General features: G+C 53.1%; 23 protein-coding genes. 18 read left to right on the forward strand and 5 right to left on the reverse strand.

Going from position 1 to position 21,451, the window contains the following annotated elements; genetic code table 11:
* Positions 1-38 precede the first annotated feature (38 nt).
* The gene (fabB, locus tag OGY10_RS02045) at positions 39-1,259 is read left to right on the forward strand and encodes a beta-ketoacyl-ACP synthase I (protein ID WP_008785363.1); all 1,221 of its coding nucleotides are present in this window, start codon (positions 39-41) and stop codon (positions 1,257-1,259) included.
* Positions 1,260-1,489: 230 nt separating this feature from the next.
* Positions 1,490-2,668 carry an MFS transporter gene (locus OGY10_RS02050; protein WP_003834805.1) on the forward strand — a complete coding sequence of 393 codons (1,179 nt, stop codon included), beginning with the start codon at positions 1,490-1,492 and terminating at the stop codon, positions 2,666-2,668.
* Here the strand turns inward: OGY10_RS02050 and flk are convergent.
* Entirely contained in the window at positions 2,665-3,666 is a 1,002-nt protein-coding gene (gene flk, locus OGY10_RS02055) for a flagella biosynthesis regulator Flk (protein WP_123267793.1), read from the reverse strand. The two genes, OGY10_RS02050 and flk, sit on opposite strands and share 4 nt — an antisense overlap.
* Positions 3,667-3,774: 108 nt before the next feature.
* Between flk and pdxB the strand changes: the two genes are divergently transcribed.
* The 15 genes from pdxB (at position 3,775) to hisP (ending at position 18,055) form a co-directional block, all read left to right on the forward strand.
* Complete coding sequence (gene pdxB, locus OGY10_RS02060; RefSeq protein WP_032944094.1) at positions 3,775-4,911, forward strand: 4-phosphoerythronate dehydrogenase PdxB; 1,137 nt, start codon at positions 3,775-3,777, stop codon at positions 4,909-4,911.
* Between the two features lie 68 nt (positions 4,912-4,979).
* Positions 4,980-5,993, forward strand: a complete 1,014-nt coding sequence (locus OGY10_RS02065) for an aspartate-semialdehyde dehydrogenase (protein WP_008785360.1) — start codon at positions 4,980-4,982, stop codon at positions 5,991-5,993.
* On the forward strand, positions 5,993-6,805 hold the full coding sequence (truA, locus tag OGY10_RS02070; protein ID WP_003028142.1) for a tRNA pseudouridine(38-40) synthase TruA: 813 nt from the start codon (positions 5,993-5,995) through the stop codon (positions 6,803-6,805). Before OGY10_RS02065 ends, truA begins: the two co-directional genes overlap by 1 nt.
* Before the next feature lie 24 nt (positions 6,806-6,829).
* Positions 6,830-7,489 (forward strand): DedA family protein, encoded by a 660-nt coding sequence (locus tag OGY10_RS02075; RefSeq protein ID WP_003028140.1) that lies wholly within the window; start codon positions 6,830-6,832, stop codon positions 7,487-7,489.
* Between the two features lie 149 nt (positions 7,490-7,638).
* Positions 7,639-8,553, forward strand: a complete 915-nt coding sequence (gene accD / locus OGY10_RS02080) for an acetyl-CoA carboxylase, carboxyltransferase subunit beta (protein WP_003834797.1) — start codon at positions 7,639-7,641, stop codon at positions 8,551-8,553.
* 192 nt (positions 8,554-8,745) lie between these two features.
* Positions 8,746-10,014: a bifunctional tetrahydrofolate synthase/dihydrofolate synthase gene (folC, locus tag OGY10_RS02085; protein ID WP_191226966.1), complete on the forward strand. Its 1,269-nt coding sequence runs from the start codon at positions 8,746-8,748 to the stop codon at positions 10,012-10,014.
* Positions 10,004-10,672 (forward strand): cell division protein DedD, encoded by a 669-nt coding sequence (dedD, locus tag OGY10_RS02090; protein WP_003834793.1) that lies wholly within the window; start codon positions 10,004-10,006, stop codon positions 10,670-10,672. The genes folC and dedD overlap by 11 nt, the downstream gene beginning before the upstream one ends.
* Positions 10,673-10,885: 213 nt before the next feature.
* Entirely contained in the window at positions 10,886-11,374 is a 489-nt protein-coding gene (gene cvpA, locus OGY10_RS02095) for a colicin V production protein (RefSeq protein WP_003028129.1), read from the forward strand.
* A gap of 33 nt (positions 11,375-11,407) precedes the next feature.
* On the forward strand, positions 11,408-12,925 hold the full coding sequence (purF, locus tag OGY10_RS02100) for an amidophosphoribosyltransferase (RefSeq protein WP_003028127.1): 1,518 nt from the start codon (positions 11,408-11,410) through the stop codon (positions 12,923-12,925).
* 96 nt (positions 12,926-13,021) lie between these two features.
* A complete protein-coding gene (locus tag OGY10_RS02105; protein ID WP_003028125.1) occupies positions 13,022-13,591 on the forward strand; it encodes a UbiX family flavin prenyltransferase in 570 nt (189 codons plus the stop codon).
* Between the two features lie 287 nt (positions 13,592-13,878).
* Positions 13,879-14,661, forward strand: a complete 783-nt coding sequence (gene argT, locus OGY10_RS02110; RefSeq protein WP_006683634.1) for a lysine/arginine/ornithine ABC transporter substrate-binding protein ArgT — start codon at positions 13,879-13,881, stop codon at positions 14,659-14,661.
* 247 nt (positions 14,662-14,908) lie between these two features.
* The gene (hisJ, locus tag OGY10_RS02115) at positions 14,909-15,691 is read left to right on the forward strand and encodes a histidine ABC transporter substrate-binding protein HisJ (protein ID WP_003028120.1); all 783 of its coding nucleotides are present in this window, start codon (positions 14,909-14,911) and stop codon (positions 15,689-15,691) included.
* A 186-nt stretch (positions 15,692-15,877) separates the two neighbouring features.
* On the forward strand, positions 15,878-16,564 hold the full coding sequence (locus OGY10_RS02120; protein ID WP_003028118.1) for a histidine ABC transporter permease HisQ: 687 nt from the start codon (positions 15,878-15,880) through the stop codon (positions 16,562-16,564).
* Positions 16,561-17,268 carry a histidine ABC transporter permease HisM gene (gene hisM, locus OGY10_RS02125; RefSeq protein WP_003028116.1) on the forward strand — a complete coding sequence of 236 codons (708 nt, stop codon included), beginning with the start codon at positions 16,561-16,563 and terminating at the stop codon, positions 17,266-17,268. Before OGY10_RS02120 ends, hisM begins: the two co-directional genes overlap by 4 nt.
* Positions 17,269-17,281: 13 nt before the next feature.
* The gene (gene hisP / locus OGY10_RS02130) at positions 17,282-18,055 is read left to right on the forward strand and encodes a histidine ABC transporter ATP-binding protein HisP (RefSeq protein WP_003028114.1); all 774 of its coding nucleotides are present in this window, start codon (positions 17,282-17,284) and stop codon (positions 18,053-18,055) included.
* A 33-nt stretch (positions 18,056-18,088) separates the two neighbouring features.
* Here the strand turns inward: hisP and OGY10_RS02135 are convergent, their stop codons facing one another.
* The 4 genes from OGY10_RS02135 to yfcG form a co-directional block, all read right to left on the reverse strand.
* Positions 18,089-18,604 (reverse strand): GNAT family N-acetyltransferase, encoded by a 516-nt coding sequence (locus OGY10_RS02135; RefSeq protein WP_191226967.1) that lies wholly within the window; start codon positions 18,602-18,604, stop codon positions 18,089-18,091.
* A gap of 71 nt (positions 18,605-18,675) precedes the next feature.
* Positions 18,676-19,569: a TIGR01777 family oxidoreductase gene (locus OGY10_RS02140; RefSeq protein WP_191226968.1), complete on the reverse strand. Its 894-nt coding sequence runs from the start codon at positions 19,567-19,569 to the stop codon at positions 18,676-18,678.
* A 20-nt stretch (positions 19,570-19,589) separates the two neighbouring features.
* On the reverse strand, positions 19,590-19,952 hold the full coding sequence (folX, locus tag OGY10_RS02145; RefSeq protein ID WP_003028107.1) for a dihydroneopterin triphosphate 2'-epimerase: 363 nt from the start codon (positions 19,950-19,952) through the stop codon (positions 19,590-19,592).
* A gap of 54 nt (positions 19,953-20,006) precedes the next feature.
* Positions 20,007-20,642, reverse strand: coding sequence for a GSH-dependent disulfide bond oxidoreductase (gene yfcG, locus OGY10_RS02150; RefSeq protein WP_020996685.1), 636 nt, complete (start codon positions 20,640-20,642; stop codon positions 20,007-20,009).
* Positions 20,643-20,776: 134 nt separating this feature from the next.
* On the opposite strand from yfcG, the gene yfcF reads away from it, so the two are divergent.
* Complete coding sequence (gene yfcF, locus OGY10_RS02155) at positions 20,777-21,421, forward strand: glutathione transferase (RefSeq protein ID WP_003834778.1); 645 nt, start codon at positions 20,777-20,779, stop codon at positions 21,419-21,421.
* Positions 21,422-21,451: the final 30 nt, after the last annotated feature.

Here is a 21,451-nt window from a genome sequence, read left to right on the forward strand (position 1 = left end):
TCGAAACTTTAAAATAGTGCGACTTACAGAGGTATTGAATGAAACGTGCAGTGATTACTGGCTTGGGCATCGTTTCCAGCATCGGTAATAACCAGCAGGAAGTCCTGGCATCTCTGCGTGAAGGACGTTCAGGGATCACTTTCTCTCAGGAGCTGAAGGACTCCGGCATGCGTAGCCACGTTTGGGGCAACGTAAAACTGGATACCACTGGCCTCATTGACCGCAAAGTAGTGCGCTTTATGAGCGACGCATCCATCTATGCATTCCTTTCTATGGAACAGGCAGTGGCTGATGCCGGCCTTGCAGCAGAAGATTACCAGAACAACCCGCGCGTTGGCCTGATTGCAGGTTCCGGCGGCGGTTCCCCGCGTTTTCAGGTGTTCGGTGCTGACGCAATGCGTAGCCCGCGTGGTCTGAAAGCGGTTGGCCCGTATGTGGTCACCAAAGCGATGGCGTCCGGCGTTTCTGCCTGCCTCGCAACGCCGTTCAAAATTCACGGCGTAAACTACTCTATCAGCTCTGCCTGTGCGACATCTGCGCACTGTATCGGTAACGCGGTAGAACAAATTCAGCTGGGCAAACAGGACATCGTTTTTGCTGGCGGCGGCGAAGAGCTGTGCTGGGAAATGGCGTGTGAATTCGACGCCATGGGCGCGCTGTCTACCAAATACAACGATGCACCGGAAAAAGCTTCCCGTACCTATGACGCACACCGTGACGGTTTCGTTATTGCAGGCGGCGGCGGTATGGTCGTGGTTGAAGAGCTGGAACACGCGCTGGCACGTGGCGCGCATATCTACGCGGAAATCGTCGGTTACGGCGCAACGTCCGATGGCGCAGACATGGTTGCTCCGTCTGGTGAAGGCGCAGTACGTTGCATGCAAATGGCGATGCACGGTGTAGACACCCCGATCGACTACCTGAACTCTCACGGTACCTCTACCCCGGTAGGCGACGTGAAAGAGCTGGGTGCAATTCGTGAAGTGTTTGGCGACAACAGCCCGGCAATCTCTGCGACTAAAGCAATGACCGGCCACTCCCTGGGCGCAGCTGGCGTACAGGAAGCTATCTACTCTCTGCTGATGCTGGAACACGGCTTTATCGCGCCGAGCATCAACATTGAAGAGCTGGATGAGCAGGCGGCAGGTCTGAACATCGTGACCAAACCGACCGAGCAGGCGCTGACTACCGTGATGTCCAACAGCTTCGGCTTTGGCGGCACTAACGCAACGCTGGTTATGCGTAAGCTGAAAGCATAAGACAGTGTGCCGGATCTTATATCCGGCTCATGCTGTACAGTAAAGGGAGCCGTCAGGCTCCCTTTTTTATATCGTTGACAATCGATCGGGTTTACAGGCAGACTCCAGCTTCAACATTATCCTCTTGATAATGCGTAAGCGTTTAACGTTATCCAACGCACCTTAATCCTGATAGTCAGGTAGAGGGGGCGTGGACATTCCTCGCCTTACTCTGCATTTTGGAGTAACGCATGACAGCTGTAACCCAACAAGAAAAAACACCTTCGGCGAACTTTTCGCTGTTTCGTATCGCTTTTGCAGTTTTCCTGACCTATATGACGGTCGGTCTCCCTTTGCCCGTGATTCCTCTGTTTGTGCATCAGGAACTGGGCTATGGCAACACCATGGTCGGTATCGCCGTAGGTGTACAGTTTCTGGCAACGGTATTAACGCGCGGCTACGCCGGGCGCTTAGCCGATCAATATGGTGCTAAACGCTCGGCACTACAGGGGATGTTTGCCTGTGGGCTGGCGGGCGCGGCGTGGCTTTTAGCCGCGCTATTGCCTGTTTCTGTCCCTGTAAAATTTGCGTTGTTAATCGTCGGGCGTTTGATCCTCGGTTTTGGCGAAAGCCAACTGCTCACCGGTACGCTGACCTGGGGGTTGGGGCTGGTCGGCCCAACACGCTCCGGTAAGGTGATGTCGTGGAACGGAATGGCGATTTACGGTGCGCTGGCTGCTGGTGCACCGCTGGGCCTGTTGATCCACAGCCACTTTGGCTTCGCGGCGCTGGCGGGAACGACGATGGTATTACCGCTGCTGGCATGGGCATTCAACGGCACCGTGCGTAAAGTGCCTGCGCATGCAGGAGAACGTCCTTCTTTATGGAGCGTAGTCGGGCTTATATGGAAACCGGGCCTGGGCCTGGCGCTGCAGGGCGTTGGCTTTGCGGTGATCGGTACCTTTATTTCACTCTATTTTGTCAGCAACGGCTGGACGATGGCGGGGTTCACCCTGACTGCGTTTGGTGGGGCATTTGTGCTGATGCGCATTCTGTTTGGCTGGATGCCGGACCGTTTCGGCGGTGTGAAGGTCGCCGTTGTCTCTTTGCTGGTGGAAACTGCGGGGCTGATTTTGCTGTGGCAGGCCCCATCGGCCTGGATTGCGCTGCTCGGGGCGGCATTAACCGGGGCCGGGTGTTCGCTTATCTTCCCGGCATTGGGCGTCGAGGTGGTGAAGCGAGTGCCCGCGCAGGTTCGCGGTACGGCGCTGGGCGGTTACGCCGCGTTTCAGGATATCTCCTACGGCATAAGCGGTCCGGTCGCCGGGGTGCTGGCCACCGCGTACGGTTATCCCTCAGTGTTCCTTGCCGGGGCGATATCCGCCGTGGTGGGGATTATTGTAACGTTGCTTACGCTGCGTAAAGGTTAAGCGACCAGCCAGAAAATGGCTAACGCAATTATCAACGCAACAAACAGCAGTCCCGGTCGTGCCGACAGAGATTTAACCGTTTCAATCATCGGCGCGAACGGGCTGTAAATGGGCTGCAGATGACGCGGATCGCTGAGCTCACGTTCTCGTTCCACGCGACGCAGGAAAATTTGATTGAGCAAGTCCTGCACCTGCACCGTGGTCAGAATCGATTGTGGTTGGATCTGATACGTCTGCTGTGCGTATTCTTTTATCGCTGTCAGCTCATTCGGCTCTAATGGCAGCTTCAGCGCCGCCTGGAGCGTTTGTAGCGTCGGTGCGCTTTGCAGGCTGAGCGTCTGGCGCGCCTGCAGCCAGGTGACCAGGTGCGTAAACTGTTTGGCAGGGATCAGCTCACCGCTTTTTACGCCAGACAACTCCAGCATCGACTGCCAGATCATCTTCCCGGATTCTCCCGTGGCCGCCGCCAGTTTGGTAACTAACTGGTTCAGCGTATTGTGCTCTGCGGGGAGCAAAGGGCGATCGGTAGCCGGGCGCTGCTGCGGCTGCGGTATCGACAGCTGTCCTTGTTGCAGCAGCGTGAGCACGTTCTTCAACTGCTCAGGCGTGAGCTGGCTGAGCGCCGTTTGCCCATACTGCTGACGGATAAAATCACTCACCGCCTGGCGATTATTTCCCTGGCTCAGTAATTCAGTGAGCTGCGAAAGCACCTGACGATTAACATGATTTTGCTGAGCAACCCCCAGTCGTTGGTTAAGGTTTTGCTCAGCGGCAGGAAAGTGACGAGACTGCAGCGGCGTATCACTTTTGACGCCCAGATCGTGCTTCATTCCGGCCCACACCTCAGCGCTTTGCTGCTGGGTGAGTGAAATCAAACGGGTAATTAGCCGTTCCAGCACAGTACGTTGTTGCGTGGATAGCGGTTGTTCACCCGCAGCGGAAGGGGCATTTTGGCCTTCGCCGGGAGGGCGTGCGGGCGTACCTGAAATGGGCTGCATCATCTCTGTTCCTTAAATCTGTGCTGACCAGGTCTCGCAGTATGCCTGGCGGCGAGATTATGGCACACTTGCCCGGTTAACTCTCGTTCTCAAACAGGTGCGAAAGACGTGAAAATCCTCGTTGATGAAAATATGCCCTATGCCCGCGAACTGTTCAGTCGTTTGGGGGAGGTCAAAGCGGTTCCCGGTCGTCCGATTCCCGTTGCTGAACTGGATGATGCGGATGCTTTAATGGTGCGCTCGGTGACGAAAGTAAATGAATCACTGCTTGGCGGAAAACCGGTTAAATTTGTCGGTACGGCAACCGCTGGCACAGACCATGTGGATGACGCCTGGCTTGCGCAGGCGGGGATCGGTTTTTCCGCCGCGCCCGGTTGTAACGCAATAGCGGTCGTAGAATATGTTTTTTCAGCGTTGCTGATGCTGGCGGAGCGCGACGGGTTTGCGTTACGCGATCGCACCGTAGGCATTGTGGGTGTGGGCAATGTGGGCGGGCGTTTGCAGGCGCGTCTGGAAGCGCTGGGGATCCGCACGCTGTTGTGCGATCCACCGCGAGCCGATCGCGGTGACGAAGGCAATTTCTGCTCGCTGGATGAACTGGTTGAGCAAGCCGATGTGCTGACTTTCCATACCCCGCTGTTTAAAGACGGGCCGTACAAAACACTGCACATGGCGGATGACGCGCTGATTAGCCGGTTGAAGCCGGGCACCATTCTGATCAACGCCTGCCGTGGGGCGGTCATCGACAATACGGCATTGCTGAACCGATTGAATGCCGGTCAGTCGCTGAGCGTTGTGCTGGATGTCTGGGAAGGAGAGCCGGATCTCAATGTGGCGTTGCTGGAGAAAGCCGATATCGGCACGGCGCACATTGCCGGGTATACCCTCGAAGGAAAAGCGCGTGGCACCACGCAGGTCTTTGAGGCCTATAGTAAGTTTATTGGTCACGAGCAGCACGTTGCGCTCAGTACCCTGTTACCCGCGCCGGAATTTGGTCGTATCACCCTACATGGCCCGTTAGATCAGCCAACGCTGAAAAGGCTGGTGCATTTAGTGTATGATGTGCGCCGCGATGATGCGCCGCTGCGCAAAGTCGCTGGAATTCCGGGTGAGTTTGATAAACTGCGTAAAAATTACCTTGAGCGTCGTGAATGGTCGTCTTTATATGTGATGTGTGACGACGCAACGGCTGCTGCCTTATTGTGTAAGCTGGGTTTTAACGCTGTTCATCATCCGGCACATTAATGTCTTCTTAATGCTCCCTGTCGAATAATGCGACAGGGACGCTTACGTATTTCTTGGAGTAAATCACCATGTCTGAAGGCTGGAATATTGCCATTCTGGGCGCAACGGGCGCCGTAGGCGAAGCCCTGCTCGATACGCTGGCTGAACGCCAGTTCCCGGTCGGTGAAATTTATGCGCTGGCGCGTAATGAAAGCGCCGGTGAACATCTGCGTTTTAACGGTAAATCGGTCATAGTGCAGGACGTTGCAGACTTTGACTGGACGCAGGCACAGTTGGCATTTTTTGTTGCGGGCGCTGAAGCCACCGCCGCCTGGGTAGAAGAAGCCACTAATGCGGGTTGCCTGGTGATCGACAGCAGCGGTCTGTTCGCGCTTGAGCCAGACGTTCCGCTGGTGGTTCCGGACGTTAACCCGTTCGTGCTGGCGGATTACCGTAACCGCAATGTGATTGCGGTGCCTAACAGTCTGACCAGCCAACTGCTGTCTGCACTGAAACCGTTGATTGATGACGGTGGGCTTTCGCGTATTACGGTGACCAATATTATCTCAGCTTCCGCTCATGGCAAAAAAGCGGTGGATGCGCTGGCCGGACAGAGTGCAAAACTGCTTAACGGTATCCCGATTGACGAAGATGATTTCTTTGGCCGTCAGTTGGCATTCAACATGCTGCCGCTGCTGCCCGATCGTGAAGGTAGCGTGCGTGAAGAACGTCGTATCGTTGATGAAGTGCGCAAAATTATGCAGGATGACGGTCTGCTCATCTCTGCCAGCATCGTGCAGTCCCCGGTATTTTATGGCCACGCGCAGATGGTGAATTTTGAGGCCCTGCGCCCGTTGGCGGCGGAAGAAGCGCGCGATGCGTTTTCACGCGGTGAAGACGTGGTGTTGTCGGAAGAGACCGATTTCCCGACCCAGGTTGGCGATGCATCGGGCACGCCGCACCTTTCTATTGGCTGCGTGCATAATGATTACGGTATGCCAGAGCAGGTTCAGTTCTGGTCTGTGGCGGACAACGTACGCTTTGGCGGCGCGTTAATGGCGGTGAAAATAGCGGAAAAACTGGTGCAGGAGTACCTGTACTAATGTCTGACCAGCAACAGCCGTCAACCCATAAAATTGCGCTGGGCATTGAGTATGACGGCAGCAAATATTATGGCTGGCAGCGCCAGAACGAAGTGCGTAGCGTTCAGGAAAAACTGGAAAAAGCGCTCTCTCAGGTGGCGAATGAACGCATCAATGTTTTTTGTGCAGGACGCACGGATGCGGGCGTTCATGGCACTGGGCAGGTCGTGCATTTTGAAACCACTGCCCAGCGTAAAGATGCGGCCTGGACACTGGGGGTAAATGCGAATTTACCTGGTGACATCGCCGTGCGCTGGGTTAAAGCTGTACCCGATGATTTTCATGCCCGATTTAGCGCCACGGCTCGCCGTTATCGCTACATCATCTACAATCATCGGTTGCGCCCTGCGGTTTTGGGTAAAGGGGTAACCCATTACTATGAACCGCTGGACGCTGAGCGTATGCATCGTGCGGCCCAGTGTCTGATTGGCGAAAATGATTTTACCTCGTTTCGAGCGGTGCAGTGTCAGTCGCGCACGCCGTGGCGAAACGTGATGCACATTAACGTCGAACGTTTCGGTGCATATGTGGTGGTGGATATTAAAGCGAATGCCTTTGTACATCATATGGTCAGGAATATTGTCGGCAGCCTGATGGAAGTTGGCGCCAACAACCAGCCGGAGAGCTGGATAGCAGAACTGTTAGCAGCAAAGGACAGAACGCTGGCAGCGGCAACGGCGAAAGCGGAAGGACTGTATCTGGTTGCGGTAGATTACCCGGACCGGTTCGACCTGCCAAAACCGCCTATGGGCCCGCTATTTCTGGCGGACTAATTTGAGTCGTATAAAGGCAAAACTATGGACCTGATTTACTTTCTTATCGATTTTATCCTGCACATTGATGTGCACCTGGCGGAGCTGGTTGCGGAATACGGTATCTGGGTATACGCCATTCTGTTTCTGATCCTGTTTTGTGAAACCGGGCTGGTGGTGACACCATTCCTGCCAGGGGACTCGCTGCTGTTTGTTGCGGGTGCGCTTTCTGCGCTGCCAACCAACGATCTTAATGTTCATCTGATGGTGGCACTGATGATTGTGGCGGCGATTGTGGGCGATGCGGTGAACTACACGATTGGCCGATTGTTCGGGGAAAAACTTTTCAGTAACCCGAACTCCAAAATTTTCCGCCGCAGCTACCTGGATAAAACCCATGCGTTCTACGAGCGTCATGGCGGTAAGACGATTATCCTGGCGCGTTTCGTGCCTATCGTGCGTACATTTGCGCCGTTTGTTGCCGGTATGGGACATATGTCCTACCGTCACTTTGCGATGTATAACGTCGTAGGTGCATTGCTGTGGGTATTGTTGTTCACCTACGCAGGCTACCTATTCGGCGATTTGCCGATCGTCCAGGAAAACCTGAAATTATTGATTGTGGCGATTATCGTCCTTTCCGTATTGCCGGGGGTGATTGAAGTAATTCGCCATAAGCGTGCTGCGTCACGGGCTGCAAAATAGAAAGTAACTCAGCGGTTCGACCACTTTTTTATCCAAAGTTTCGGGCTGTTATGTTTTAATGTGCAACATTCATGGTCTGTTAGGGGCAAAAATGGCATTATGCGCCCCTTATAACAAAGCTGACTAGGGTTCAGGCAGAAAGGTCACCAATGAGCTGGATTGAACGAATTAAAAGCAACATTACTCCCACCCGCAAGGCAAGCATTCCTGAAGGGGTGTGGACCAAGTGTGATAGCTGCGGTCAGGTTTTATACCGTGCTGAGCTGGAACGTAATCTTGAGGTCTGTCCGAAGTGTGACCATCATATGCGCATGTCGGCGCGCAATCGCCTGCATAGCCTGTTAGATGAAGGTTCTCTTGTGGAACTGGGTAGCGAGCTTGAGCCGAAAGACGTGCTGAAGTTTCGTGACTCCAAAAAATACAAAGACAGACTGGCTTCTGCGCAGAAAGAAACCGGCGAGAAAGATGCGCTGGTGGTGATGAAAGGCACACTTCACGGTATGCCGGTCGTTGCTGCGGCATTCGAGTTCGCGTTTATGGGCGGCTCCATGGGCTCTGTGGTCGGCGCGCGTTTTGTCCGTGCCGTTGAGCAGGCGCTGGAAGACAACTGTCCGCTGATCTGCTTCTCCGCTTCTGGCGGGGCGCGTATGCAGGAAGCGCTGATGTCTTTGATGCAGATGGCGAAAACCTCTGCTGCGCTGGCGAAAATGCAGGAACGCGGTTTACCGTATATTTCTGTACTGACCGACCCAACAATGGGTGGTGTTTCCGCAAGCTTCGCGATGCTGGGCGATCTCAACATTGCCGAACCGAAAGCGTTGATCGGCTTTGCGGGGCCGCGTGTTATCGAGCAAACCGTACGTGAGAAACTGCCGCCGGGATTCCAGCGCAGCGAGTTCCTGATTGAAAAAGGCGCTATCGATATGATCGTCCGCCGTCCGGAAATGCGCCTGAAACTGGCAAGCATCCTGGCGAAGCTGATGAATCTTCCTGCGCCGAATCCGGATGAGCCGCGTGAAGGCGAAGTGGTACCTCCGGTTCCCGATCAGGAACCAGAGGCCTGATAGTTTACGCTATGGGTTTCGGGTTGCAGGCAGGCGACAAGAGTGTTAATCCCGATGAACTTACACCGTTAAGTGATTCGGGAGAGCGAGTACAGCCAACACATCTGCAACGTGGAAAACGACGTGTAAAAAAGGGCAGGCCGGTTGGCGCTGCCCTTTTGCTTTTCTCAACGTAAAGAATCTACAGGCATCATGGACAATAAACGTATCCCTCAAGCCGCGTCGCCCCTGGCGTCGTGGCTTTCTTATCTTGAAAACCTGCACAGTAAAACCATCGATCTGGGCCTTGAACGCGTCAGCCAGGTGGCGCGTAAACTGGGTGTGTTGAAACCTGCGCCATTTGTTTTTACGGTGGCAGGAACCAATGGGAAAGGCACAACCTGTCGTACGCTGGAATCTGTGCTGACTGCGGCAGGCTATAAAGTTGGGGTGTACAGTTCGCCTCATCTGGTGCGCTACACGGAACGCGTATGCGTGCAGGGGCGTGAACTGCCGGAATCAGCTCATACCGCCTCGTTTGCTGAGATTGAAGACGCACGTGGTGACATTTCCCTGACTTACTTTGAATACGGTACGTTATCGGCACTCTGGCTGTTTAAACAGGCCCAACTGGATGTTGTTATTCTGGAAGTGGGGTTAGGCGGCCGCCTTGACGCCACCAATATCGTCGATGCCGATGTCGCAGTAGTCACCAGTATTGCGCTTGACCATACTGACTGGCTGGGCCCGGATCGCGAAAGTATTGGTCGTGAGAAGGCAGGGATTTTCCGCGCAGATAAACCGGCCATCGTCGGCGAACCGGAAATGCCTTACACCATCGCGGATGTCGCTCAGGAGAGCGGGGCGATTTTGCAACGTTGTGGTGTGGACTGGCGCTATGCGGTCACGGAGAACGACTGGTCGTTTACTGATGCTCATGGAACGCTGGCGCACCTGCCGTTGCCGCAGGTGCCACAACCTAATGCTGCAACCGCACTGGCTGCACTGCGCGCAAGCGGTCTTAACGTCAGCGAGCAGGCCATTCGTGACGGTATCGAACAAGCGATTTTACCGGGACGCTTCCAGATTGTGAGCGAGTCGCCGCGTGTGATTTTTGATGTTGCCCATAACCCGCATGCGGCGGAGTATCTGACCGGACGTCTGAAAAAGTTAGTGAAAAGCGGGCGTGTACTTGCGGTTATCGGTATGCTACATGATAAAGATATTGCCGGTACGTTGGCCTGGCTGAAAAGCGTGGTTGACGACTGGTACTGTGCGCCCCTGGAAGGGCCGCGTGGTGCAACGGCAGAACAGCTGCTGGAGCACCTGGGCAAAGGCAACGCTTATGACAGCGTGGCGCAGGCATGGGCTGCGGCACTTGCTGAGGCGAAGCCAGAAGATACCGTGTTGGTGTGTGGATCGTTTCACACTGTCGCACATGTCATGGAAGTAATAGACGTGGGGAGAAGCGGTGGCGAGTAAGTTTCAGAATCGATTAGTCGGCACAATTGTGCTGGTCGCGCTCGGGGTGATTGTGCTTCCCGGGCTGCTTGACGGCCAGAAAAAGCATTATCAGGATGAATTTGCAGCGATCCCACTGGTGCCTAAACCCGGCGATCGCGATGAACCAGACATGATGCCTGCAGCAACGCAGGCGCTGCCGACTCAGCCGCCGGAAGGGGCGGCAGAAGAGGTGCGTGCGGGTGATGCTGCCGCGCCATCGTTGGATCCATCACGTTTGACGACGGCAAACAGCGCGGAGTTAGATCCTGTCCCTGCGCCTGTGGAACCACCTAAACCTAAACCGAAACCGCAGCCTGTTGCCGTCGCCCCGACGCCAACGCCGGCACCGACTCCAGCGCCGAAACCGGCCGCTGAGGAAGCGCCAGCCCCAACCGGCAAAGCGTACGTAGTACAGCTCGGTGCGCTGAAAAACGCGGATAAGGTCAATGAGATCGTGGGTAAACTTCGTGGCGCGGGCTTCCGGGTATATACTTCCCCGTCAACGCCGGTGCAGGGTAAAATAACCCGCATTCTCGTAGGGCCTGACGCCTCCAAAGATAAGCTGAAGAACTCGCTGGGCGAGCTGCAGAAGATCTCTGGTTTGAGCGGGGTGGTGATGGGGTATACCCCTAACTAAGGGATTGCGTTACGTTGCTCTGATGTAGGCCGGACAAGGTGTTTACACCGCCATCCGGCAGTGCCCGAAGAGGCATAAAATCGTATGGCGTTGAAGATTTTTTCAGCGCCATTTTTATTTACGCGTGGAAAGGAAATCCCTACGCAAACGTTTTCTTTTTCTGTTAGAATGCGCCCCGAACAGGACGACAGGGCGTAAAATCGTGGGACACATATGGTCTGGATTGATTACGCCATTATCGCGGTGATTGGTTTTTCCTGTCTGGTTAGCCTGATCCGTGGCTTTGTTCGTGAAGCATTATCGTTGGTGACTTGGGGTTGTGCTTTCTTTGTCGCCAGCCATTACTACACTTACCTGTCTGTCTGGTTTACGGGCTTTGAAGACGAACTGGTTCGAAATGGGATTGCTATCGCGATACTGTTCATCGCGACACTTATCGTCGGCGCTATCGTTAACTTTGTGATAGGCCAACTGGTAGAGAAAACAGGACTGTCGGGTACCGACAGGGTGTTGGGGATCTGCTTCGGTGCTTTGCGTGGAGCGTTGATCGTCGCCGCCATACTGTTCTTTCTCGATACCTTTACCGGTCTGTCGAAAAGTGAAGACTGGGGTAAGTCACAGCTGATCCCGCAGTTCAGTTTCATCATCAGATGGTTCTTTGACTATCTGCAAAGCTCGTCAAGTTTCTTGCCCAAAGTATAAACTTTGGGTCGTTGCTGAACGAGGAAAAGACGTATGTGCGGTATTGTCGGTATCGCCGGTGTTATGCCGGTAAACCAGTCGATTTATGACGCGTTAACGGTGCTCCAGCATCGTGGTCAGGATGCTGCGGGCATCATCACCATTGATGCCAACAACTGCTTCCGCTTGCGTAAAGCAAACGGAATGGTGAGCGATATTTTTGAAGCGCGCCATATGCAGCGTTTGCAGGGCAATATGGGCATCGGTCATGTGCGTTACCCAACGGCTGGCAGCTCCAGCGCCTCCGAAGCTCAACCTTTTTACGTCAACTCACCGTATGGCATTACGCTTGCCCACAATGGCAACCTGACCAATGCGCATGAGTTGCGTAAAAAGCTGTTTGAAGAAAAGCGCCGCCACATCAATACCACTTCAGATTCTGAAATTCTGCTGAATATTTTCGCCAGCGAGCTGGATAACTTCCGCCATTACCCGCTGGAAGCCGACAATATTTTTGCGGCCATTGCGGCAACCAACCGCCAGATTCGCGGCGCCTATGCCTGTGTGGCGATGATTATCGGTCACGGTATGGTTGCCTTCCGCGACCCTAACGGTATCCGTCCGCTGGTGATGGGCAAACGCGATATTGGCGATGGCCGTACCGAGTACATGGTGGCGTCTGAGAGCGTAGCGCTGGATACGCTGGGCTTTGAATTCCTGCGCGACGTAGCACCTGGCGAAGCGGTGTACATCACCGAAAAAGGCCAGCTGTTTACCCGTCAGTGTGCCGATAACCCGGTGAGCAATCCATGTCTGTTTGAATACGTTTACTTCGCACGTCCTGACTCCTTTATCGACAAGATTTCCGTCTACAGCGCCCGTGTGAATATGGGGACTAAGCTTGGCGAAAAAATTGCCCGTGAGTGGGAAGATCTGGACATCGACGTAGTAATCCCAATCCCGGAAACCTCCTGTGATATCGCGCTGGAAATTGCTCGTATTCTCGGTAAGCCGTACCGCCAGGGGTTTGTGAAAAACCGCTATGTGGGCCGTACCTTTATCATGCCGGGCCAGCAGTTGCGCCGTAAATCCGTGCGCCGTAAGCTGAACGCTAACCGTGCGGAATTCCGTGATAAAAACGTGCTGCTGGTGGATGACTCCATCGTGCGCGGCACCACTTCTGAGCAGATTATCGAGATGGCGCGTGAAGCCGGAGCGAAGAAGGTGTATCTGGCCTCTGCCGCCCCGGAAATTCGCTTCCCGAACGTTTATGGCATCGATATGCCTACGGCGACGGAGCTGATTGCGCATGGTCGTGAAGTGGACGAGATTCGCCAGATAATCGGCGCAGATGGTCTGATCTTCCAGGATCTGAACGATCTGATTGAAGCTGTCCGTGCTGAGAACCCGGATATTCAGCAGTTTGAATGTTCAGTGTTTAACGGGGTGTACGTTACCAAAGACGTCGACCAGCAATATCTCGATTTCCTCGACTCCCTGCGTAATGACGATGCCAAAGCGGTATTGCGTCAGAACGAAGCGGAAAACCTTGAGATGCACAACGAAGGTTAATGTTTGCTCGCAAGCAAGGGCACAATCTGCGCCCTTGCTTGCAACTCACCGTAATTTCCTGCAAAGTCGGCCCTGAGCAAGTAAGGGCGATTACACATGAAACGACTCATCATTGGTATTTCTGGTGCAAGCGGGGCAATTTACGGCGTGCGCCTGTTGCAGGTATTGCGTGACGTCACTGATGTGGAAACCCACCTGGTGATGAGTGCCGCTGCCCGACAGACGCTGGCGCTGGAAACGGACCTCTCTGTGCGCGACGTGCAGGCGCTGGCAAATGTGAATCATGATACCCGTGATATCGCCGCCAGTATCTCCTCCGGCTCTTTTCAGACCGCCGGAATGGTTATTCTGCCTTGTTCAATCAAAACGCTTTCTGGCATCGTCCACAGTTACACCGATGGGTTGCTTACCCGTGCGGCAGATGTGGTGTTGAAAGAACGTCGTCCGTTGGTGCTGTGTGTACGCGAAACGCCGCTGCATCTGGGGCATTTGCGATTGATGACGCAGGCGGCAGAAATTGGGGCGGTAATTATGCCACCTGTCCCGGCGTTTTATCATCGTCCCCAAACGCTCGATGATGTGATTAATCAAACGGTTAATCGCGTGCTTGACCAGTTTGATATTACCCTTCCACAGGACCTGTTCACCCGCTGGCAAGGGGCGTAAGCCGTTCCATCAGCGTGCAAAGAATCATCCGTTGCCCTGTTTCAGGGCAATTTTGTAACCGCGATCATATCCTCAACATTTAATTCGTTAAAACTCAACGAAACGCTGCGGTTCAACCTCCAGACCTGCTATCTTCAAAATCAGGACATTATTGCAACGTTTTATTAACATATTTAACGTCGAATATCCTCATCGACGCGAAAATGGCATAAGACATGCATGAAAAAGTCTGCAAACACACAACACAACGTAAAACATAATAAAATTACGCCACTTGAGGGTTATGTATGAAGAAGACGGTTCTTGCTTTGTCTTTGCTGGTAGGACTCTCCGCCACCGCGGCCAGCTACGCAGCACTTCCGCAGACGGTTCGTATTGGTACAGATACAACGTACGCTCCTTTTTCCTCTAAAGATGCCAAAGGCGACTTTGTCGGCTTCGATATCGATCTGGGAAATGAGATGTGTAAGCGCATGCAGATCAAATGCACCTGGGTTGCCAGTGACTTTGATGCGCTGATCCCATCGCTGAAAGCGAAAAAAATTGATGCCATCATCTCCTCGCTTTCTATCACCGAAAAGCGTCAGCAAGAGATTGCGTTCTCAGACAAACTTTACGCTGCAGACTCACGTCTGATCGCCGCGAAAGGTTCCCCAATTCAGCCGACTCTGGATTCCCTCAAGGGTAAACACGTTGGCGTCCTGCAAGGCTCTACTCAGGAAGCCTATGCCAATGACAACTGGCGCAGCAAAGGCGTGGACGTGGTGGCCTATGCGAACCAGGACCTCATCTATTCTGACCTGACGGCAGGCCGTCTGGACGCGGCATTGCAAGATGAAGTCGCGGCCAGCGAAGGCTTCCTGAAGCAGCCTGCTGGTAAGGATTACGCTTTTGCCGGTCCGTCGGTGAAAGATAAAAAATACTTTGGTGACGGAACCGGGATTGGCTTGCGCAAAGATGATGCAGAGCTGAAAGCCGCTTTCGACAAAGCGCTGGGCGAACTGCGTAAAGACGGCACCTACGACAAAATGGCGAGCAAATATTTTAATTTTAATGTCTACGGCGATTAATACAGCGGCGTGGGGAATTGACTGCACCATTGCGGGTAACCATTTCGGTGCATAATAAATTCAGTGCACTGTTTTGGTGCTTTTATCGCTGACTTAATAAGCATGAGTGCATACTTAAGCGCTTTTCATGCAAATAAATACCGCCGACAGGGTAGAATGCTTTGCCTTGTCGGCCTGATTAATGGCACGATAACTGCACCTGGTCCTGTAAAGATCCCCTATAAAAGACAGTCTGTTGAGGATAGTTATGAAAAAACTGGTGTTGTCTCTTTCTCTGGTTCTGGCTTTCTCCAGTGCTACCGCAGCATTTGCAGCCATTCCGCAAAAAATTCGTATCGGTACCGATCCTACTTATGCGCCGTTCGAATCGAAGAATGCGCAGGGTGAATTAGTCGGTTTTGATATCGATCTGGCTAAAGAGCTGTGCAAACGTATCAATACGCAATGTACCTTCGTGGAAAACCCGCTGGACGCGCTGATCCCTTCGCTAAAAGCGAAGAAAATCGATGCCATCATGTCCTCGCTTTCCATTACTGAAAAACGTCAGCAGGAAATCGCATTTACCGACAAGCTTTATGCAGCCGATTCGCGTCTGGTTGTCGCTAAAGATTCTGCTATTCAGCCGACCATTGAGTCGCTGAAAGGCAAACGTGTTGGTGTGCTGCAGGGCACTACCCAGGAAACCTTCGGCAACGAACACTGGGCGCCAAAAGGTATTGAGATTGTCTCTTATCAGGGACAGGACAATATCTATTCTGACCTGACTGCCGGGCGTATTGACGCCGCGTTCCAGGATGAAGTCGCGGCTAGCGAAGGCTTCCTGAAACAGCCAGTCGGTAAAGATTACAAATTCGGCGGCCCGTCTGTGAAAGACGAGAAGTTGTTCGGCGTGGGTACCGGTATGGGGCTGCGCAAAGACGATAATGAACTGCGCGAAGCGCTGAATAAAGCCTTTGCCGAAATGCGAGCTGACGGTACTTACGAGAAGCTGGCGAAAAAGTACTTCGATTTTGATGTTTACGGCGGTTAATTACCGCAGGTGCTGATAAAGCCCGTAGATTTTTGACGCGTTGAATTTATGCCCGATGGCGCTGCGCTTATCCGGCCTACGGTGATTTTGTAGGCCGGATAAGGCAAGGCCGCCATCCGGCATTTAACGGTTAGTCTGAAATCAAAAGAGGCTTACTACTCCACCACACACGACAGGACAGGCAGCATGTTGTATGGCTTTTCAGGTGTTATTTTACAGGGCGCAATTGTTACGCTGGAGCTGGCACTCAGCTCGGTGGTACTGGCGGTTCTGATAGGTCTTGTCGGCGCAGCAGCAAAGCTGTCGCAAAGCCGGGCAATGGGACTTATTTTCGAAGGGTACACAACGCTAATCCGCGGCGTGCCCGATCTGGTCTTAATGCTGCTCATCTTCTACGGATTACAAATCGCGCTGAATACCATTACCGATGCCATCGGTATCGGCCAGATTGATATTGATCCGATGGTTGCGGGCATTATCACCCTTGGATTTATCTACGGTGCCTACTTTACCGAAACTTTTCGCGGTGCGTTTATGGCTGTACCAAAAGGCCATATTGAAGCCGCGACGGCGTTTGGCTTTACCAGCTCACAAATATTTCGTCGCATTATGTTCCCGGCGATGATGCGATATGCCTTACCGGGAATCGGCAATAACTGGCAGGTTATTCTTAAGGCTACGGCGCTGGTATCGTTGCTTGGACTTGAAGACGTGGTGAAAGCGACTCAGCTTGCCGGGAAGAGCACCTGGGAGCCGTTCTATTTTGCCGTCGTGTGCGGGGTCATCTATCTGGTGTTTACCACTGTTTCTAATGGTGTGCTGCTATACCTTGAGCGCCGCTATTCCGTGGGTGTGAAGAGGGCTGACCTGTGATCGAGATTATTCAGGAATACTGGAAGTCCCTGCTGTGGACCGACGGATATCGCTACACTGGCGTCGCTATCACCCTGTGGCTTTTGATTTCGTCAGTAGTGATGGGCGGAATACTGGCTCTCTTTTTGGCGATTGGTCGCGTTTCCAGTAATAAATTTATCCAGTTTCCCATCTGGCTGTTCACCTATATTTTTCGTGGCACGCCGCTGTACGTTCAGCTACTGGTGTTTTATTCCGGGATGTATACGCTGGAGATAGTCAAAGGAACGGACTTCCTCAACGCGTTTTTCCGCAGCGGGCTGAATTGCACCGTGCTGGCGCTGACGCTGAATACCTGCGCCTATACCACGGAGATTTTCGCCGGGGCTATCCGTTCCGTGCCTCACGGTGAGATTGAGGCTGCGCGCGCATACGGTTTCTCGTCATTCAAACTGTATCGATGCATTATTTTACCTTCCGCGCTGCGTATTGCGCTGCCGGCATACAGCAATGAAGTCATTTTAATGCTGCACTCCACGGCGCTGGCATTTACGGCCACGGTGCCAGATTTGTTGAAAATCGCTCGCGATATCAACTCGGCAACGTATCAGCCGTTTACCGCCTTCGGTATTGCCGCTGTGCTGTATTTGATTATTTCGTATGTCCTGATCAGTCTGTTCCGTAAAGCGGAAAAACGCTGGTTGCAGCATGTATCCTCTAAATGATTCGAGTAACACGATGTCTGAAAATAAATTAAACGTTATCGATTTACATAAGCACTACGGCGAACATGAAGTGCTGAAAGGGGTATCGCTGCAGGCCAACGCGGGTGATGTTATCAGCATTATTGGCTCGTCAGGTTCCGGTAAAAGTACCTTCCTGCGCTGCATTAACTTTCTCGAGAAACCGAGTGCCGGGTCGATTGTCGTCAGCGGTCAGAACATTGGTCTGGTGCGCGACAAAGACGGCCAGTTGAAGGTTGCGGACAAAAATCAGCTACGCCTGCTGCGTACGCGTCTGACGATGGTCTTTCAGCACTTTAATCTGTGGAGTCACATGACAGTGCTGGAAAACGTCATGGAAGCGCCGATTCAGGTGTTGGGGCTGAGCAAGCAGGAAGCTCGCGACCGTGCGGTGAAGTATCTGGCTAAAGTGGGCATTGATGAGCGCGCACAGGGCAAATATCCGGTGCACCTGTCCGGTGGTCAGCAGCAGCGTGTTTCCATTGCCCGTGCGCTGGCGATGGAACCGGAAGTGTTGCTGTTTGATGAACCTACGTCGGCGCTTGATCCTGAGCTGGTGGGTGAAGTGCTGCGCATTATGCAACAGCTGGCTGAAGAGGGGAAAACCATGGTGGTGGTGACCCACGAAATGGGGTTTGCTCGTCATGTTTCCACGCACGTGATTTTCCTGCATCAGGGGAAAATTGAGGAAGAGGGCGACCCGGAGCAGGTATTCGGTAATCCGCAAAGCCCGCGTTTGCAGCAGTTCCTTAAAGGATCGCTGAAGTAAGTCAACAGCCCGGAGGCGCTACGCTTTCCGGGCTTACAATTTTAGCGCGTCGCGCTCCAGCCGAAACACCCAGTCGTCGTAGGCGATGCCGTCAATCTCATACGCCTTTTCCAGTACCTGCGTACGTACAAAGCCTGTCTTTTCCAGAATACGGATTGAACCCTTGTTATCCGCCAGCGCGTATGCGTTTATCGCCGTCACACCTGCATGCTCGAAGGCATACTGGCACACCGAGCGCACGGCTTCGCTGGCAATACCTTTCCCCTGAGCCTGTGGCATGATGGCGTAGCCGAGGTCGGCTTCCTGCGGGTAAAGATGGCTGATTTGCAGACCAATATCGCCAAGTGGCGTCGGGCTGTTATGTTCGCGGATGACGAAAGTGTGCTGTGCGGCCAGACGTCTGGCGAATAACAGCCGCGTATCTTTCGCCGGGGCGATGTTGCCCATATAGCGCATGACTTCAGGACATTCACGGAGTTTCTGGAAAAATGACCAGTCAGAAAATTGAAACAAAGAGAGGGTAAGTCGGGGAGTCGATATTATCGCCATAACGTCGCCATTGCGGAAATCTGGTCTATAACCTTACCACCACAACGGCGACTGTGAATAGTGCATTGGGGTTATCGGATGACATCCGCCAGCGCTTCTTCTAAATCGTACCAGCGAAACGTAAAACCGGAAGCTTCCAGGCGTTTGGGCAATGCGCGTTGTCCACCAAGGACCAGTACTGACGATTCCCCCATCAGCATTCGCATAGCGGTGGCGGGAATGCGCAGAATGGCAGGGCGGTTCAGAGCGTGACCCAGCGCGTGGGCAAACTGCTCATTGTGCACCGGGTATGGCGAAACCATATTGAAGGGACCGCGTAGATCGTTATTCAGCAGCCAGATAATTCCGTTGACCATATCATCAACATGGATCCAGGCCATATACTGGCGTCCATTACCGATCGGGCCGCCTAAGCCAAGACGAAACGGCGGGACCATTTTTGCCAGAATGCCGCCTGCTGAGGCCAGTACCACGCCGGTACGCAGCATACACACGCGGGTTTTGTCGCTTTGCGCAGTGCTGGCAATTTGCTCCCAGCGGGCGCACAGCTTGTGGGTAAATTCGTTATGCGGTGGCTCTTCTTCCGTAACCACAACTTCGCCCAAATCGCCGTAGTAACCGGTAGCGGAACCGGAGATTAACACTGAGGGCGGCGTCTCGCTCGCATTGATTAAATCGACCAGTTTCTGCGTAATGCCCCAACGGCTCTGGCACAAGCGTTCCTTTTGCTGTGCGCTCCAGCGCTTATCTGCAATAGGCTCTCCGGCAAGGTTAATCACGGCATCAATATTATTGAGATGTTGCCGCTCTTCCAGTCCTTTCCATAACGTGACCCGAGAGTCGAGAATCTGACGAGCCTTATCAGGGGTACGTGTCACTACGATTATCTGATGCCCCAGTTCCAGCAGGCAGGGGATCAGATGACGTCCAATCAGGCCAGTACCGCCGGTAATCAGAATCTGCATGTCGCCTCCCGGGTTACGTTTTAGCGCTGCCAGCTCAGCGTCATTGATACTGAGTCGGCGTAACGCAATGCGTGAAGTTTATCTATCTCGACTTCAGCATAAGTGACCCAGTGATGTTCGCGTGCGATATCGAGCACATCTTGAGTTAATTTTTCTAACAATGAGAAGCGGTTACCCTCCACGTGGGCAATGATGCTTTTGGTTATAGTGCGGTAATTCAGCGCGTCGTTGATATCTTCGCTGGTACGCGCTTTGTCTGCCGGATAGTGAATGGCAATGTTGATGACGATATCCTGGCGGTTAAGGATCTCCTCTTCTTTAATGCCGATAAAGGTGCGCAGACGAAGGTTTTTTATACGAATAATAGCGTCAGGTTGTGACATTGCAGGTTTCCTCCATGTATGAACCTCTGCATGATACACGAGAACCGAATTGCGTCACCGCTTCTCACTCAGTGCTTGCTGCATGGCGCGTTCCGTGGCAGGACGCGTACGGATGCGTTCGTGCCAGTTATTGACCGCCGGGTAATTGTCGAGGTCGATGCGCTGACGCTGATGGGCGTGGATCCACGGCCAGCAGGCAATGTCAGCAATGCTGTAGTGATCGCCTCCCAGCCAGGGTGACGTTTCCAGACGTTTATTCATCACGTTGTACAGGCGCTGGGTTTCAACCTGGTATCTTTCAATAGCGTAAGGGATCGTTTGCGGAGCGTAATGACTGAAATGATGATTCTGCCCCAGCATGGGACCCAGACCGCTGACCTGCCAGAACAGCCACTGCAGTGTGGTGTGGCGTTCGCGTAATTCACCGCTGAGCAGCTTACCGCTCTTCTCCGCCAGATAGAGTAAAATTTCTCCGGACTCAAACAAGCTGATGGGCCTTCCGCCATCTTCCGGCGCATGATCGATAATGGCCGGGATTTTATTGTTCGGCGAGATCAGCAGAAAATCGGGGCGAAACTGGCTGCCTTTGCTGATATCGACATGAATCAGACGGTATTGCAGCTGTGCCTCTTCAAGAAACAGCGTGATTTTGTGACCGTTTGGCGATGGCGTGTAATAGAGATCGATCATTTTCAGCATCCGTTTTGTCATGAACCGGGTCATTACAAGTATAGAGCCTGTTGGCGTGCGTGAGTTTTCATCAAGTGACAGCGAGAGAAAGACTCTATATTTTGAAAGCAAGCCAATACACTTCAGAGGACATTATGAGCAAATCTGCAATTACGCTGTGGTCAGATGCCAATTTTTTCTCCCCCTACGTGCTGTCTGTTTATGTCGCTCTGCAAGAGAAGGGGCTACCTTTCACGCTGAAAACCGTTGATCTCAATAGTGGTGAACACTTGCATCCTTCATGGCAAGGTTACGCCTTGACGCGCCGCGTACCGGTTCTTGAGATCGATGGTTTTGAACTGAGCGAATCATCAGCGATTACGGAATTCCTGGAAGAGAGCTTTGCACCGCCACAGTGGGAGCGTATCTACCCACACGATGTACAAAAGCGCGCTCGGGCGCGCCAGGTTCAGGCGTGGATCCGCAGCGATTTAATGCCTATCCGTGAGGAACGATCAACAGATGTCGTTTTTGCTGGCGTGAAGAAAGGACCGTTAAGCGAAGCGGGAAAAGCCAGTGCGGAAAAACTGTTCGCTACTGCGAGCAGTTTACTGAGCCACGGTAAGCAGAATTTATTTGGCGAATGGTGTATCGCTGACTGTGATTTAGCGCTAATGCTTAATCGCCTGGTCCTGAATGGTGATGAGGTTCCAGAAGCGCTTGCGGAATACGCCACCTTCCAGTGGCAGCGCGCTTCAGTACAGCGTTTTATCGCGCTTTCAGCGAAGCGTTCCTGCTGAAAAACGGGCCGTAATCCAGTATCATTACAA

Source organism: Citrobacter sp. Cpo148 (assembly GCF_030332375.1).
GTDB classification, from domain to species: domain Bacteria; phylum Pseudomonadota; class Gammaproteobacteria; order Enterobacterales; family Enterobacteriaceae; genus Citrobacter; species Citrobacter portucalensis.